16 protein-coding genes and 1 pseudogene are annotated in these 13,710 nt (G+C 62.6%); 3 read left to right on the top strand and 14 right to left on the bottom strand.

The genetic code is table 11. From position 1 onward, the window contains the following. Positions 1-201 precede the first annotated feature (201 nt). On the top strand, positions 202-1,161 hold the full coding sequence (locus ACR3FF_RS07905; protein WP_458187445.1) for a formyltetrahydrofolate deformylase: 960 nt from the start codon (positions 202-204) through the stop codon (positions 1,159-1,161). Positions 1,162-1,245: 84 nt separating this feature from the next. Here ACR3FF_RS07905 and ACR3FF_RS07900 read toward each other — a convergent pair whose 3' ends face one another. Continuing rightward, a complete protein-coding gene (locus tag ACR3FF_RS07900; RefSeq protein WP_458187444.1) occupies positions 1,246-2,265 on the bottom strand; it encodes a phosphoribosylaminoimidazolesuccinocarboxamide synthase in 1,020 nt (339 codons plus the stop codon). Positions 2,266-2,409: 144 nt separating this feature from the next. On the opposite strand from ACR3FF_RS07900, the gene cofH reads away from it, so the two are divergent. Continuing rightward, on the top strand, positions 2,410-3,759 hold the full coding sequence (cofH, locus tag ACR3FF_RS07895) for a 7,8-didemethyl-8-hydroxy-5-deazariboflavin synthase subunit CofH (RefSeq protein ID WP_458187443.1): 1,350 nt from the start codon (positions 2,410-2,412) through the stop codon (positions 3,757-3,759). On the opposite strand, the gene ACR3FF_RS07890 is transcribed toward cofH, so the two are convergent. The 7 genes and pseudogenes from ACR3FF_RS07890 to pepF form a co-directional block, all read right to left on the bottom strand. After that, positions 3,752-4,240, bottom strand: coding sequence for a sensor histidine kinase (locus ACR3FF_RS07890; protein WP_458187442.1), 489 nt, complete (start codon positions 4,238-4,240; stop codon positions 3,752-3,754). The two genes, cofH and ACR3FF_RS07890, sit on opposite strands and share 8 nt — an antisense overlap. Further along, entirely contained in the window at positions 4,192-4,653 is a 462-nt protein-coding gene (locus tag ACR3FF_RS07885) for a histidine kinase dimerization/phospho-acceptor domain-containing protein (protein WP_458187441.1), read from the bottom strand. The genes ACR3FF_RS07890 and ACR3FF_RS07885 overlap by 49 nt, the downstream gene beginning before the upstream one ends. Positions 4,654-4,661: 8 nt before the next feature. Then, complete coding sequence (locus tag ACR3FF_RS07880) at positions 4,662-5,009, bottom strand: GAF domain-containing protein (RefSeq protein ID WP_458187481.1); 348 nt, start codon at positions 5,007-5,009, stop codon at positions 4,662-4,664. A gap of 60 nt (positions 5,010-5,069) precedes the next feature. Further along, positions 5,070-5,651 carry a PAS domain-containing protein gene (locus tag ACR3FF_RS07875; RefSeq protein ID WP_458187480.1) on the bottom strand — a complete coding sequence of 194 codons (582 nt, stop codon included), beginning with the start codon at positions 5,649-5,651 and terminating at the stop codon, positions 5,070-5,072. A gap of 49 nt (positions 5,652-5,700) precedes the next feature. Continuing rightward, a pseudogene (locus tag ACR3FF_RS07870) lies at positions 5,701-5,976 on the bottom strand (response regulator); the annotation flags it as partial. 98 nt (positions 5,977-6,074) lie between these two features. Next, positions 6,075-7,124, bottom strand: coding sequence for a 7,8-didemethyl-8-hydroxy-5-deazariboflavin synthase subunit CofG (gene cofG / locus ACR3FF_RS07865; RefSeq protein WP_458187440.1), 1,050 nt, complete (start codon positions 7,122-7,124; stop codon positions 6,075-6,077). A 116-nt stretch (positions 7,125-7,240) separates the two neighbouring features. Then, positions 7,241-9,031 carry an oligoendopeptidase F gene (pepF, locus tag ACR3FF_RS07860; protein ID WP_458187439.1) on the bottom strand — a complete coding sequence of 597 codons (1,791 nt, stop codon included), beginning with the start codon at positions 9,029-9,031 and terminating at the stop codon, positions 7,241-7,243. Between the two features lie 99 nt (positions 9,032-9,130). On the opposite strand from pepF, the gene ACR3FF_RS07855 reads away from it, so the two are divergent. Beyond that, complete coding sequence (locus ACR3FF_RS07855) at positions 9,131-10,465, top strand: M28 family peptidase (protein WP_458187438.1); 1,335 nt, start codon at positions 9,131-9,133, stop codon at positions 10,463-10,465. Between the two features lie 6 nt (positions 10,466-10,471). Here the strand turns inward: ACR3FF_RS07855 and ACR3FF_RS07850 are convergent, their stop codons facing one another. The 6 genes from ACR3FF_RS07850 to ACR3FF_RS07825 form a co-directional block, all read right to left on the bottom strand. Continuing rightward, complete coding sequence (locus ACR3FF_RS07850; protein ID WP_458187437.1) at positions 10,472-10,720, bottom strand: PucC family protein; 249 nt, start codon at positions 10,718-10,720, stop codon at positions 10,472-10,474. A 76-nt stretch (positions 10,721-10,796) separates the two neighbouring features. Beyond that, positions 10,797-11,033 (bottom strand): hypothetical protein, encoded by a 237-nt coding sequence (locus ACR3FF_RS07845; protein WP_458187436.1) that lies wholly within the window; start codon positions 11,031-11,033, stop codon positions 10,797-10,799. Between the two features lie 31 nt (positions 11,034-11,064). Beyond that, a complete protein-coding gene (truA, locus tag ACR3FF_RS07840; RefSeq protein ID WP_458187435.1) occupies positions 11,065-11,856 on the bottom strand; it encodes a tRNA pseudouridine(38-40) synthase TruA in 792 nt (263 codons plus the stop codon). A gap of 149 nt (positions 11,857-12,005) precedes the next feature. After that, on the bottom strand, positions 12,006-12,602 hold the full coding sequence (locus ACR3FF_RS07835; RefSeq protein ID WP_458187434.1) for a DUF7411 family protein: 597 nt from the start codon (positions 12,600-12,602) through the stop codon (positions 12,006-12,008). A gap of 1 nt (position 12,603) precedes the next feature. Continuing rightward, positions 12,604-12,945: a DNA-binding protein gene (locus ACR3FF_RS07830; RefSeq protein ID WP_458187433.1), complete on the bottom strand. Its 342-nt coding sequence runs from the start codon at positions 12,943-12,945 to the stop codon at positions 12,604-12,606. Positions 12,946-13,237: 292 nt separating this feature from the next. Continuing rightward, the gene (locus ACR3FF_RS07825; protein WP_458187432.1) at positions 13,238-13,693 is read right to left on the bottom strand and encodes a 30S ribosomal protein S19e; all 456 of its coding nucleotides are present in this window, start codon (positions 13,691-13,693) and stop codon (positions 13,238-13,240) included. Positions 13,694-13,710: the final 17 nt, after the last annotated feature.

Raw genomic sequence — 13,710 nt, 5'->3', positions numbered from 1 at the left:
TGTACACATTCGTGTAACCCGGTCGGCGAAGCGACGATCGAACCGCTTCGCCGACCGGAGAGACCAGGTTCGCCCCGGCGTCAGGCACTGCCTGAACGCGACAGGCTCCGATGGAAAAATCGCACCGAGGTGAATGTTTATGTACTCCCCAGTTGCACCCTGCGCTTCAACGATGGTTTCTGCTATCCCGCAGGTGAGACGATGAATCCACACGAGTTGACGGAGATAACCGTCGTCGGCGGCGACGATACCGGACTCGTCGCCCGCATCACGACCCTCCTGTTCGAACGTGACTGTAACATCGAGGACATCGAGCAAGCGGTTCGTGACGGCATCTTCCGGATGACCATGCACGTCGATACGAGCGAGATGTCGGTAGGTCAACATCATCTCCGACGTGACCTCGCCACCCTGGGCGACGATTTGGGCGTGGACGTACAGGTGCGATTCCCGGCGGAGCGCGACACCCGACAGATAGCCGTCCTCGTCACGAAAGAATCACACTGCCTCCGCCACCTCCTCGACGCGCGGCGTGACCTCGGAGCCGAAATCGGCGTCGTCATCGGGAATCACGACGACCTCAGACCGCTCGCAGAGCGCCACGGAATCCCCTTTCACGACGTGGGCGACGAGAAGGGTGCTCACGACGAAGACCGACTGCTTTCTTTGCTCGACGACTACGACGTCGACCTCGTCGTTCTCGCCCGATTCATGCGGATTCTCAGTCCGGAAGTCGTCTTCCGGTACGAGGGGCGAATCATCAACGTCCATCCGAGTCTCCTCCCCGCGTTCCCCGGCGCGAAAGCCTACCGGCAGGCCAAAGAGGCGGGCGTTCGCGTCGCCGGCGTCACCGCCCACTACGTGACGACTGACCTGGACCAGGGGCCGATTCTCACACAGCGCGTGTTCAACGTCCGGGACGGCGACAGCGTCGAACGGGTGCGCGAGCGCGGCCAACCGCTCGAAGCCGACGCGTTACTTGACGCCGTGCGCTTGCACCTCAACGACGACGTAACGATTCGCCGCGGCCGCACCGAACTCCGCGAAGACGCAGACCACGACGATACCGAGGAGTATCGCCTCGGCATGCCGTCCGAACTCGACGAGGCGTTACCCGACGGTCCCTCTGATGGCACGCTCACGGTCGACTCCGACGGTTAGGGCGTTCGTACTCGGCAGGATTCGGACGCGTCTCGAGAACGCAGGCGAGTCCAGAAATAGGTCGGGTGTGAAATTGTCGCGAGATTACACGTCTTTGATGGTCATGATGGCGTCTTCCAGCGAGGGGGCGTCGAAGAGTTCGCGACCGACGTAGGCGTTCGTCCCCGAGGCGTACAGACCGCGAGCGGCGGCGATAACCTCGGTCGGAAGCGGTTCCGGTTCGACCTCGCACAGCGACTTCCACTCCGCGATATCGCGCTCTTTCGCTTCGGTCTTCGCGTCTCGAATCGCGTCGACCCACTCGGTCTGTTCGCGCTTGTGGTACTGGCGCAGGAACTCTTTGCTCACCTGCTGGCCGTGGAACGTGAAACGGTTCTCGTCGAAGGTCCCCACCACGTCGGCGACGCGAACGTCACCCTCGTAGTAGAGGCACTCGATTTTTCCGTCCTCGTGAACCAGTTCGGCCTCGGCGGCGCGCTGGGTGACGATGTCGTTTACCTCGCGGGCGATTTGTTCCAGTTTGTCCACGCTGGCTTTCCCCGCGAGCTCGTCGGCCTCTCCCCGAGAGAGGTAGCGGTCTCCCTCCTCGAACTTCGTCGAGAACTCCACGACTGGCTCTTCGAGTTGCACCGCACCGTCGGGCCACTCCGGAAAGTCGAGTCCGTGGTCGGCGGGGTCGGTGCGACGTCGGAGACTCGACCCGACCGGGACGCTGTTTCGGAAGACGATTTCGAGCGGGACGAGATAGTTGTCGTCCGCGCCGCTGTGAAAGAGGTCGTAGTCGTAGTTACGACCCTCGCGCGGTAAGTTCGGGACCTGCGTCAGGTCGATGGCCATCTCCGTCGGCGGGTGGGTCGCGTCCGACAGGGAGACGACCTCGCCGTCCGAACGGACGCCGCGATAGTGGGTCGGAATCCCTGCTTCCTCGAGCAGTTCGAAGTTGAACGCGCCCATGGTGCAGAGACTCGCGCCCTTGTCCGGAATCTCGTCGGGCATCTTGCCCCAGTCGAACACCGAGTAGTCGTCGGTGAAGACGAACGACCCCCGCCCGAGTGAGTCCGGCGTCGGTTCGCGATCGACCCGGAACTCCTTCACACTCGTCATGGTGTGGTGTCTACCGTGCCCGGACTAAGAAGTTTCCATCGCCGTGCTGAACTGACTCCTCGGCACGACGAAAGTATGCACGCTCGTGTATTTCGACTGCCGTGACCAACCGCTTTTTGAGGGTCGAACTGGTTGACCAGAGTGATGAACACCGTCCGTGCAGAGAGCAACGTCCCCCGGGGGAAGTTCGGGTTCGAGCACATCCCCGAAACCGACCAGTCGTTCGAGAACGCGCTCGAAAAGGCGCGAAACGGGGAGCGTCTGTCGGTCGCCGACGGCGTCGAACTGCTGACGACTGGCACCGGCCAGCCTGGAATCGACCTCGTCCGGAAAGAACGCGTGCTGGAGGCCGCAGACCGCAGGCGCGAGGCGGTCGTCGGCGACCGCGTGACGTTCGTCGCCAACCTGAACAACAACGTCACGACGGCGTGCAACACCGGCTGTCTGTTCTGCAACTTCAAGAACACGGCCCAGAACTTCGAGACGGGCGGAGACGAACACGACGGCTTCACGAAGACCCCGGAGGAATCCCGCGAAATCGTCGCCGACGCCCGCGAACGCGGTATCTACGAAGTCACGTCGGTCAGCGGCCTCCACCCCGGACTCACGCTGGACGACGAGCACCGCGAACTCCTCGAAGCGAGCGACCGCGGCGACTTGAACTACAAACCACCCGACGCCTACGAGACCGATCCGGCCACGTACACCGACCACCTTCGTGCCATGAGCCTGCCCGGCATCCACGTCCACTCGATGACGCCCGAGGAAGCCTACCACGCACGCCGTGGGACGGAGTGGAGCTACGAGGAGGTGTACCGGCGACTGAAAGCCGCCGGACTGGACAGCGTCCCGGGCACCGCCGCAGAGATTCTGGTCGACGAGGTTCGCGGCGTCATCTGTCCCGGGAAGATTCGCTCCGACGAGTGGATAGAAGCGATGGAGGCCGCAGCGACCGTCGGTCTCGACACCACGGCGACCATCATGTACGGCCACGTCGAAAACGAGATGCACCGCGTGATGCACCTAGACCGCGTCCGCGACCTTCAGGACCGAACCGGCACGATAACCGAGTTCGTCCCCCTCTCCTTTGTCCACCGGAACACGCCACTCTACGACCGGGGCATGGTCGACGGCGGCGCGACGACACACGAGGACGAACTGATGATTGCGGTCTCTCGGCTGTTTCTGGACAACGTCGAGAACGTCCAGTCCTCGTGGGTGAAATACGGCGACGAACAGGGGCTGAAGATGCTCTCGTGTGGCGCGAACGACTTCATGGGAACCATCCTCTCGGAAGAGATAACGAAGCGCGCTGGTGGCGAGTTCGGTGAGTTCCGCTCGTTCGCGGAGTACGTCGAGATGGTGGGTGCCATCGGTCGAACGCCCGCCGAGCGGTCGACCGACTACCGCCAGATACGGGAGATAGATTCGGACGACCCGCCGTTCGGGCCGGAGTTTGGACCGTGTGCGGACGGGACGCCGCTGCTCAGGTGAATATCTCGAAACGCGCGCCGCCGTCTTTCGACTCCGTCGCTCGAATCTCCCAGCCGTGTGCTTCGGTGATACTTCGGACGATAGCGAGGCCGAATCCGGTCCCACCCTCGCTCGTCGAGTAGCCGTGTTCGAACACGTCTTCGTGCTCGTCCGGGGATATCCCCGGCCCGTCGTCGGCCACGAAAAAGCCGTCGCCGTCTTCGAGTGGGCCGACGACGACCGTGACATCCTCGCCGGCGTGCTCGATGGCGTTGCGAAAGAGGTTCTCGAGCAGTTCACACAGTCTTCCTCGGTCTGCGTCCACCACGGCCAGCGAGTCGTCCACGTGGAGAGTCGCCGTCTCCGTCGAGACCATCGACCACGCACTCCAGACCGCCTGTGCGAGCGAGATAGGCCCCGTCTCGCTGACGACCTTTCCCTGCTGGGCCAGCGTCAGTACGTCTTCGATGAGCGAAACCATGCGGTCGAGCGCCTGCCGCATCGGCGGATGTGGGGACTGTCACACTCCTCGCTCAGCAGTTCGAGTCGGCCAGTTGTGACGTTCAACGGGTTGCGAAGGTCGTGTGAGATGACGCTCGCGAACTCGTCCAGTCGCTCGTTCTGTCGTGCGAGTTTGCACTCGCACTGCTTTTGTACCGTGATGTCGGTGTAGATGATGAACCCTTCGTTTCTCTCGTTTATCTGCACTGGAGCGGTGTGGAGCAAGAAATCCCGAACGCCGTCTTCGGTCCGTCTGCCGATTTCGTCGCCCTCGATTCGACGCCCCCGTTTCACTCGCCCGTTTAGCTCTCGCGCCTCGGCTTCTTTTCCCGACGGAACGAGGAAGTCGTCGAGCGGTTCCCCGACGATGGCGTCGGCATCCCAGCCGAACACGTCTTCGAACGCCGGATCCACGTCGCGGACTATCGGGTCCCGTCGTCGAAGACGTAGCTCACGGTCGCGTTCGGAACATTGTCGAAGAGGGCCGCGAATCGGTCGATTTCCGTTCGAAGTTCTTCTTCGAACTGGACGCGTTTCAACGCCTGTACGATGTGTGTCACGAGCAGTTTTGCGAGTTCGAGGTCGTCCTCGTCGAACCCGCCGACCTCTTTCGATACGGCTTGAAAGACGCCGACGTCGCCGATGGGGATGCTCACCGCCGACCGGTACGTTGCTTCGGCGGGTGCGTACCCGGCTTCGTGGAGGTCTTCGACGAGAAACGACTCGCCGAGTCGAACCGTCTCTGCAGCGAGATTGTCGTCTGCGTCGATCGCCGTTCCTTCGTAGTAGCCGTCCGTGGGTGACTTCGTAGAAATGGCCCGTGGAAAGAGTCAGTCGTCCTCGATGGTATCGACGGCCAACATGTCGAATTCGAGGATACCCTCCGCCGCAGCGATGGCGAGGTCGTATATCTCCTCGTCGGAGGTGCAGGCGACGACTCGCGCGGCGATGTCGTGTAAATCTTCTATCTTCTTTTTCGTCTCTCGAATCTCCGACTCCATTTCCTTGCGCTTGCTGATGTCCTGAAAGTACACCGACAGCCCATCCGCCGCCGGATAGATGCGTTCTTCGACCCACTTTTCGGGGCGGAACAGCGACCGTGATTCGAGCGTAACCGATTCTTGCTCCTCGAACGCACGTCGGTAGGCGTCGTAACTACCCTCGTCTCCGTCGTCGGGGAACAGTTCTCGCAGGTCCTGGCCGACGAGTTCGTCCTGTGACCGGTCGAGAAACTCCGCCGCGCGCTGGTTGACGTAGGTTATCTCCCACTCGTTGTCGATGGCGAAAAACGCGTCCGTGATGCGCTGGAAAATCCTGAGCATCTGGCGATTCACCTCGCTCGCCTCCGCTTCGGCGCGATGCTGTGCGACGGCGTTCTCGATTCGCCAGCATCTCGTACTGTTCGGGTCCACCGACTTTCTGGAGATAGTCGGAGACTCCCGCCGAGATGGCCTCGCTCGCGATTTCCTCGCTCCCCTTGCCAGTGAATAGAATAAACGGAAGGTTCGACTCAACCTCACGAACCGCTTCCAGAAACTCCAACCCGTTGGTGTCCGGCATATCGTAGTCGCTCACGATACAGTCGATACGCTCCTCTCCGAGCGTCTTTAACCCCGCTTCCGGACCCGGTTTTCGGACCGTCGTAATCCGGTCGTTCACCCGTTCGAGATACGTCGACGTGAGCTCGGAAACGTCATCGTCGTCGTCGACGAGCAACACTCGTATTCTGTCACCCATACTTCAACGGGTTCCGGTTCACAAAGGACGAATAAAATCACTGTGATTGATTCTCATGGGTGTCGTCGTGTGACTACGGTGGAGTGGGTTGTCGTTCGTCAGCGGTGCTCTTCTACCGCCGTTCGAATCCGGGTGGAGAGCCACTCGTCACCCACGAATCGGTCGTAGACCGGCAATCGCTCGCGGAGTGGGACCTCCGCTGTCTCGGCGATGTCCTCCAGTTCGCGCAGGGCGGGCCACGCGTAGTCGGGGTTGATGTAATCGTCCGTCACGGGCGAGACGCCGCCGAGGTCGTCCACGCCACATTCAAGCAGTTCTCGCGTCGGCGAGAGGTTCGGGGGGACCTGTACCGACACCTCGTCGGGGAGCGCCACGCGTGCCATCGCTACCGCCCGTCGCATCGTCTCGACAGAGGGACGGTCGAACTGCGAACGCTCGTTCGGGACGACGTTCTGCACGATGACCTCTTGGACATGGCCGTAGCGTTCGTGCAGCGCACGAATGGCGAGCAGGCTCTCGGCTCTGTCGCGCCAGTTCTCGCCGATGCCGACCAAAATCCCCGTCGTGAACGGAACGCCCAGCTCGCCCGCCGTCCGAATCGTGGCGAGTCGCTGTCCCGGATTCTTCCGTCGCGGACCGGCGTGGGCGTCTACGTCCGCTGTCGTCTCCAGCATGACGCCCATGCTGGCGTTCACGTCCGCGACGAGTTCCATCTGTTCCGGCGTCTGGTCGCCCGGATTCGAGTGCGGGAGGAGCCCCTCGTCGAGCGCGAGTTCGCACATCTCGCGGAGATAGGAGTGGATGGAGTCGTGGCCCCACTCGGCCAACTGCTCGTCGACCTGCGAGTAGCGGTCGTCCGGGTCGTCACCGAAGGTAAAAAGCGCCTCCGTACAGCCGGCGTCGACGCCCATCTGTACGATTTCTCTGACCTCCTCGGGCGAGAGCAGTGACGCCTCCCCCGGCGGGTCGAAGTAGGTGCAGTAGGTGCAGGTGTAACGGCAGGCCGTCGTGAGCGGAACGAAGACGTTCTTCGCGTAGGTGAGCGAGTCGGCGGCGGTCACGTCCTCAGGGGTGACGGCGAGTAGTCGGTCGATTGCGGCGTCGTCGATAGCGATGTCGATGTCGTACTCGGTCGCCCCCTGTATCATGGCTCGGGGTACGAGACGGTGGGTAAAAGTGAGTTCGGAACTCGTGACGGGCCGCGACGTGAGGCCCTCGGTTCGTCCCGTCTCCCCGACCGTCTCGGTGTCCGTTCTCGGCGCTCTCAGATCAGCGATTCCATCTCGTCCAGGTGGTCGCCGTACACGTCGAGGGCACGCTGAATCGGTTCGGACGAGCGCATGTCGACGCCCGCGCTCTCGAGCAGTTCGAGGGGGTACTCGCGCGACCCGCTCTCAAGGAATCTGAGGTAGCGGTCGGCGGCGGGTTGCCCTTCCTCCAGAATCTTGTCGGCCAGCGCGACGGCGGCGCTGATGCCCGTGCTGTACTGGTAGACGTAGTAGGCACGATAGAAGTGCGGAATGCGCATCCACTCGCGCTCGATTCGCTCGTCCACGACGGCGGGGTCGTAGAACTCCCGTTTGAGGTCGCCGTACAGTTCGTCCAGTTTGTCGGGCGTGAGTGCTTCGTCGTTTTCCACGGCCCGGTGAGCCTGATGCTCGAAGTCGGCGAAGAGCGCCTGGCGGTACAGCGTCGAGCGGAACCGCTCCAGATACTCGTTCAGGACGTGCTGGCGGAACTCGGGGTCGTCTACCGTTTCGAGCAGGTGGTGGGTCAACAGCGATTCGTTGACCGTGCTCGCCACCTCGGCGACGAAAATCTCGTAGCCGCTGTAGACGTACGGCTGGGTCTCGCTCGTCAACTGCGAGTGAAGCGAGTGGCCGAGTTCGTGTGCGAGCGTATACATCGACGAGATGTCGTCCTGGTAGTTCATCAGGATGAACGGCTGAGTGTCGTAGGTGCCGGAACTGTACGCCCCGGCGCGCTTGTCCTGTGTCTCGTACACGTCCACCCAGCGCGATTCGATTCCCTCGGCGACCCGCGACTGGTAATCGGCGCCGAGCGCGTCCACGGCGTCGACGACGTACTCGATTGCCTGGTCGTATTCGAGGTCGGGACTCTCCGTGTCGGTCATCGGCATGTAGAGGTCCCACATCTGGAGTTCGTCCACGCCGAGACTCTCGCGTTTGAGGTCCGCGTGCTGGTGGAGTTTGTCGAGGTTGTCTCGGACGGTGTCGAGCAGGTTGTCGTACACCTCGACGGGGACGTTCGGCCCGTCGAGAGCCGCCTCGCGTGCGGTATCGTATTCTCGGGCGCGAGCGAACTTCACGTCCGACTTGACGCTGTTCTTGTACGCCGCCCCCACCGAGTTTCGCACGTCGTGCCACTCGTCGAAATAGCCCTCGTACACCGTTTGGCGGAACTCCCGATCGGGGTTTTTGAGGAGATTCGTGAAGTTGCTCTGGGTAATCTCGACCGCGTCTCCGTCGGGTTTCTCGACGGTCGGGAACGTCATGTCGGCGTTCGAGAGCATACCGTAGATTTCGCCGGACGCCCCGATGACCTCGCCGAACTCCGCGAGCAGGTTCTCGACTTCGGCGGATCGGGTGTGTTCTTTCATCCGCATCACGTCGTCGAGGTAGTGTTCGTACTGTTCGAGACCCTCCGTCTCCTCGACCATCCGGTCGAGTTCGCCGCGGTCGAGCGACTGAATCTCCGGTTCGATGAAACTCGCGGCACTCTGTGCGCGTGATGCGAGCGATTGTGCGCGAGTAGAGAGGGCTTGATACTGCTGGTCGGACGTGTCCTCGTCGCTTCGCATTCGAGCGTACGAGGTGACCATCTCGACCTCGCGGCCCAGTTCGTCCGAAAGCTGAAGAACGGAAAGCAGGGTCTCGCCGTCCTCGGTAGCCCGCCCCTCGTACGCTTCGAGGTCGGCCAGTCGCTCCTCGACCGCCGCGTAGGCTTCCTCCCACTCCTCGTCGGTCTCGTAGATGCTCTCTAAATCCCACTTGTATTCTGTGTCGATTTCGCCGCGTTCGGGAACAGAACTCATACCATGCCTTACGGACAGCCACCTCCTAAACGTTGATATTCAGGGAGAAGGTTTTGCCGCCGGACAGAGTTATTACCGGGTGGCGACCCAGTGACGGGTATGACCGACGCGGTACGCGAGGCGCTCAGCGAGATGTGGCGAGACGATTACCCGTGGACGTTCCTGACGAAACTTACCGAACTCGAAAACCGGATGGGCGGCCATCCCGGCGAGCGACGGGCCGCGGAACTCGCCGTCGAGGGATTCGAACGCGCCGGCGCACGGAACGCACACACCGAGTCGTTCGAGATGAACTGCTGGAGTCGCGGAACGACGGAACTCGTGGTCACCGACCCCGTCGAACGCTCGTTCGAGGCGATCGCGCTCCCCTACTCACCCCCTGGCGACGTGCGCGGCGAACTGGTCGACGTCGGCCACGGTATGCCCGACGAAATCGACGAGCGAGACGTGGCCGGGAAGATAGCGGTCGCCAGCACGACGACACCCTCCGGCAGTCGGTTCATCCACCGGATGGAGAAGTTCGGCTACGCCGCCGCCGCCGGTGCGGAGGGGTTCGTCTTTCACAACCACGTGCCGGGGCAACTCCCGCCGACCGGGTCGCTCACCTTCGGCGACGAAACCGCCATCCTCGGCATCGGCGTCAGCAACGAGACCGGTGCGTGGCTGACCGAGTACGCCGACCGCGGTGCCACGGCGAGACTCGCCGTCGATGCCGAGACGACGCCGGGAACGAGTCACAACGCAATCGCCGAACTCGGTCCCGACACCGACGAGGAGATAGTCGTCGTCGCACACCACGACGCCCACGACATCGCGGAAGGCGCACTCGACAACGGGTGTGGCATCACCGTCGTCGTCGCGGCGGCCCACCTGCTCGCGGAGATGCCACTCGACACGCGCGTCCGAGTGGCGGGCGTCGGCTGTGAGGAGGTCGGTCTCCTCGGGAGCCACGCACTCGCCAACTCGATGGACCTCTCGCGGGTTCGCGCCGTCGTGAACGTGGACGGCGCGGGACGCTACCGCGACATGCGGGCGTTCACCCACGACTCCGAGACGATGCGCTCGGTGATAGAGCGCGTCTCCGAGGATGCGAACCAGCCCATCCAGATTCAGGACGGTGTCCACCCCTTCAGCGACCACTGGCCGTTCCTCAAAGGGGGCGTCCCGGCGCTTCAGTTGCACAGCCAGCAAGACCACAGCGCCCCGGGCGCACGTGGACGTGGCTGGGGACACACCCACGCGGACACGCGAGACAAGGTCGACGACCGGAACCTCCGCGAACACGCCATGCTGACCGCGCTGCTCGTCCGGGAACTCGCCTCACGCGAGGAGATTCCCCGCAAACAGGCAGACGACGTGGCCGCGAACCTCCGAAAGAACGACTACGAAGAGGGGATGCGGGCGGCGGGAATCTGGCCCGAGGCGTGGGACTGAGTGGAATCAGGTCTCGATTCGTCTTCCGTCCACCACTGCCCCGACGTGGACGGCGAGACCTTTGAGGACGAAATAGACGCCGAAGAACAACGAAGCGAGTGAGACGACGGCGGAGAGGAAGACGCCGACCGTATCGAGGGCGAGAACGAGGACGGCGACGACTCCCGACCCCAGGACGGTGACCACCACGCCGAGGGTGACGTACATCGTCGCGTGCCAGAGCCAATCGGTGTCGTCGTCGTCGGAATAGTTCATAAACGTCTGTTCGAGTCAATAATAAAAAATGTTCGGTGAGTGGTGCTCTCGGTAGGCATGCGTCGTCAGAGCGCTGCTAGCCCCGATGGATTATCTCGTGTCGCACGATGTCTTCCACGAGAGTCCCGAGACCGCGAACGACGAGGTAGACACCGATGGCGACCGAGACAAGATAGACAAGCCCGTACAGGAGAAGTCCGACGAAACCGAACGCTCCGGTGACTGCCGCACCGAGCCACTGCCCGAACGAGAACGCCAGCACGCCGAGCACCACGTCTATCGTGACCGCCCACAGGAGATTGCTGTTGACCATAGAGAAAGAGCCAGAGTGGACAGATATAAATCTAGTCGAGTCGAGCACATATCTCACGAGCGGTACGCGACCGCGTTCGGCGCTCGACTCGCAGGTCTCCGAACACCTCGCGTGCGCTCTCCGCCCCATCTTCGTCCACCGAGAACTCACAGTCGTAGCCGACGTCAGCGAGCACGAGCGGGTGAGCGGGCGCGGGCGGGACGCCCGCTGGGCCGTCCAGTGGTTCCGGCGCGAGCACGCGGTCGACCTTCGCTATCGGGGCGTCGCCCACGGCGATGGCGTGGGCGAGCGAGACGACGCGTCTGACGAGGTTGCGAGCGAAGCCGGGGGCGCGGAGCGTAAAGACCAGATAGTCGCCGTCCTGGAGAACGCGGACGTTGAGGTCGCGGACGGTTCCCTCGTTGTCGGGGGTCAGGTTGTGGAAATCGTGCTCTCCGGCGAGGCGGTCGCTGGCGTCTTTCGCCAGCGCGAGATTCGCTCGTGGCGCGTAGCAGTGATAGACGTACTCTCGAAAGTAGGCGTCGTGGGTCGCGTGGAACTCCGGGACGACCTCCGTGCTGGCCCACGCTCGAATCGATGCCGGGAGTTCGCTGTTGAACGCCGAGGGTGTGAGCCAGTCGGGGCACTCGAACGCGACGGTCTGGGCGACGGCGGAGACGCCCGCGTCGGTTCGACCGGCGGTGGCGTACCCCTCGGGCACGTCGTCCGCCACGCCGAGAGCACGAAGTGCGTCGAACAGCGCGTCCTCGACGGTCGGCACGTCTGGCTGGCGCTGGAATCCGTAGTACGGACGACCGTCGTAGGCGATTCGGAACGCTCGCATCTCACTCTGATACTGGTGGCCGACGTTTAGTTTGTGTGGTGTTGTTCGAAACGACGGACGCAGTTGGGGCTACGTACCGAAAATCAGGGAGGCGGTTCGAGCGAGAAGGGGGTGGAAACGACCGGACAATCGTCGCCGACCCGGCGACGTCAGCGCTTCAAGAAGCCCGTAACGTAGGTCTGCTCGTGGTCAGGGAACACGTCGTCTACGGCCGTCTCGCCGTGTTCGCGAGCGAGGAGGGCGCGCAGTTCGGCTTCGTAGTCGGCTTTGCGAATCTCGTCGCTCGGGCCGGATTCCACGTCGAGCGTGGCCGAAACGAGGCGGTCGACCGCGCCGCGTCCGAACCCGGCGAGCGGAACGATGTAGTCGATGCTGTGGCGGTCTTCTAAGCTCTGTGCCTGTGCACGCGAGACGGTCGGCACGCGGTCGTCCCGGCGCGTCCCGTCCGCGACCGCGTCGAAACCCATCTCCGCCACGGTTTCGAGAGCGTGGATGTGCACCTGCTGGATACCGTTTCGCGGGTAACCGTCCTCGGCCATCTGTTCGACCGCGTCGATGGCGGCGTCGTGGTCGAGTTCGACCGCTTCGAAGTCGAACCCCGTCGCCTCGGCGGTGTCGCGGGCGTGCTTCCAGTCGTCCGTGACGCCGAAGTGGGCGGTGACGAGCGTCACGTCGTAGAAATCGTCGAGCAGGAGGGCGGCGAGCGTCGAGTCCTTTCCCCCGCTGTAGAGGAGTCCGAGTTCCATCTCAGCGGCGTTTGATGTTGAAGCTCTTCTTGTCGGGCTTCAGTTCGCGGAGCAACTCTTTCATCTTCTGGTCGTCGATTTTGCCGTTGATGCGGCCACTCTGGGCGATTGCGAGTATCTGCTGTTCGACCTGGTCGGCGAACTGCGGCTTGCTCATTCGCACCGAGTTCAGACGCTTTCGCGCGCCGTCGGTTAGATACTGGCGGAGCAGTGCTTGCTTCTGTGCGTCGGCCTGCTGTTGGGCCTGTTTCTGGGCCTCTTCTTGCTGATTTTGATCCTGTAGCTCCTCCATCTTCTGCTTTCGAAGCTCTTCGAGTCTATCGTCGTCAGGACTTCCACTCATGTCTTATCTGTAGCTTACCGGCCATGACCAAAAACAATTACGGAGAACGACGTTCCAAACGCCCCCGAAAATTGGTCGGGACACGGCGAGAAGTGTGACGTTCGGAACGGCGACGAGTACGACCGCCCGTCGAGCACCGGGAGGTCAGATCGTGCCGAAAACTCTCGAGCGGTTACTTCACGACCGCTACGTTGGGCCGTCGATAGAGCCGAACCGGTCATCGGGGAACTGGTCGGTCTACTCGACGGTTGCTCTGTGGACGATAGCTGAAAGAGACTTCGACGGTGTCAGTTTAGGCGTAGCGTTCGAGTTCCGGTCGGTCGAGGTCAGAGAGAACCTTCCCTGCCGTGTCGTCGAGGAGACTGCGACCCTCGCCGGTGACCTCACGGCCGCGACTCTCGCTGGACTGGATGAGTCCTTCGTCTTCGAGTTGCTGGAGGATGGTTCGGATAATCTTCTTGCTCCCGTCGGCGCGGTGGACGGGGGCGACGCGGTAGCGGGTCGAACCTTTCTTGCCGCCGCCGTACTCGGTGGAGAGTCGCTCGACACCGATCGGCCCGTTGATAGCGACTTTGCGCAGGAGGCTGGCCGCACGGACGTGCCAGAAGTTCTCCTGTTCAGGAGGCATCTCGCGCTGTGCGCCGGTCTTGGTGAACTCGGCCCAGTCCGGTTGGTCGAATCGATCTTCGAGGTCGTCGGCGAGCGCTTCGATGAGCGCTTCCGCCGGAACGTCGTAGAGCGTCGTCATAGGACAGATTTCCCTGC

This window comes from Haladaptatus ordinarius, from assembly GCF_054177595.1.
Note: the sequence above shows the minus strand (reverse complement) of the source record. Positions and strands in the feature narration are given on the sequence as shown.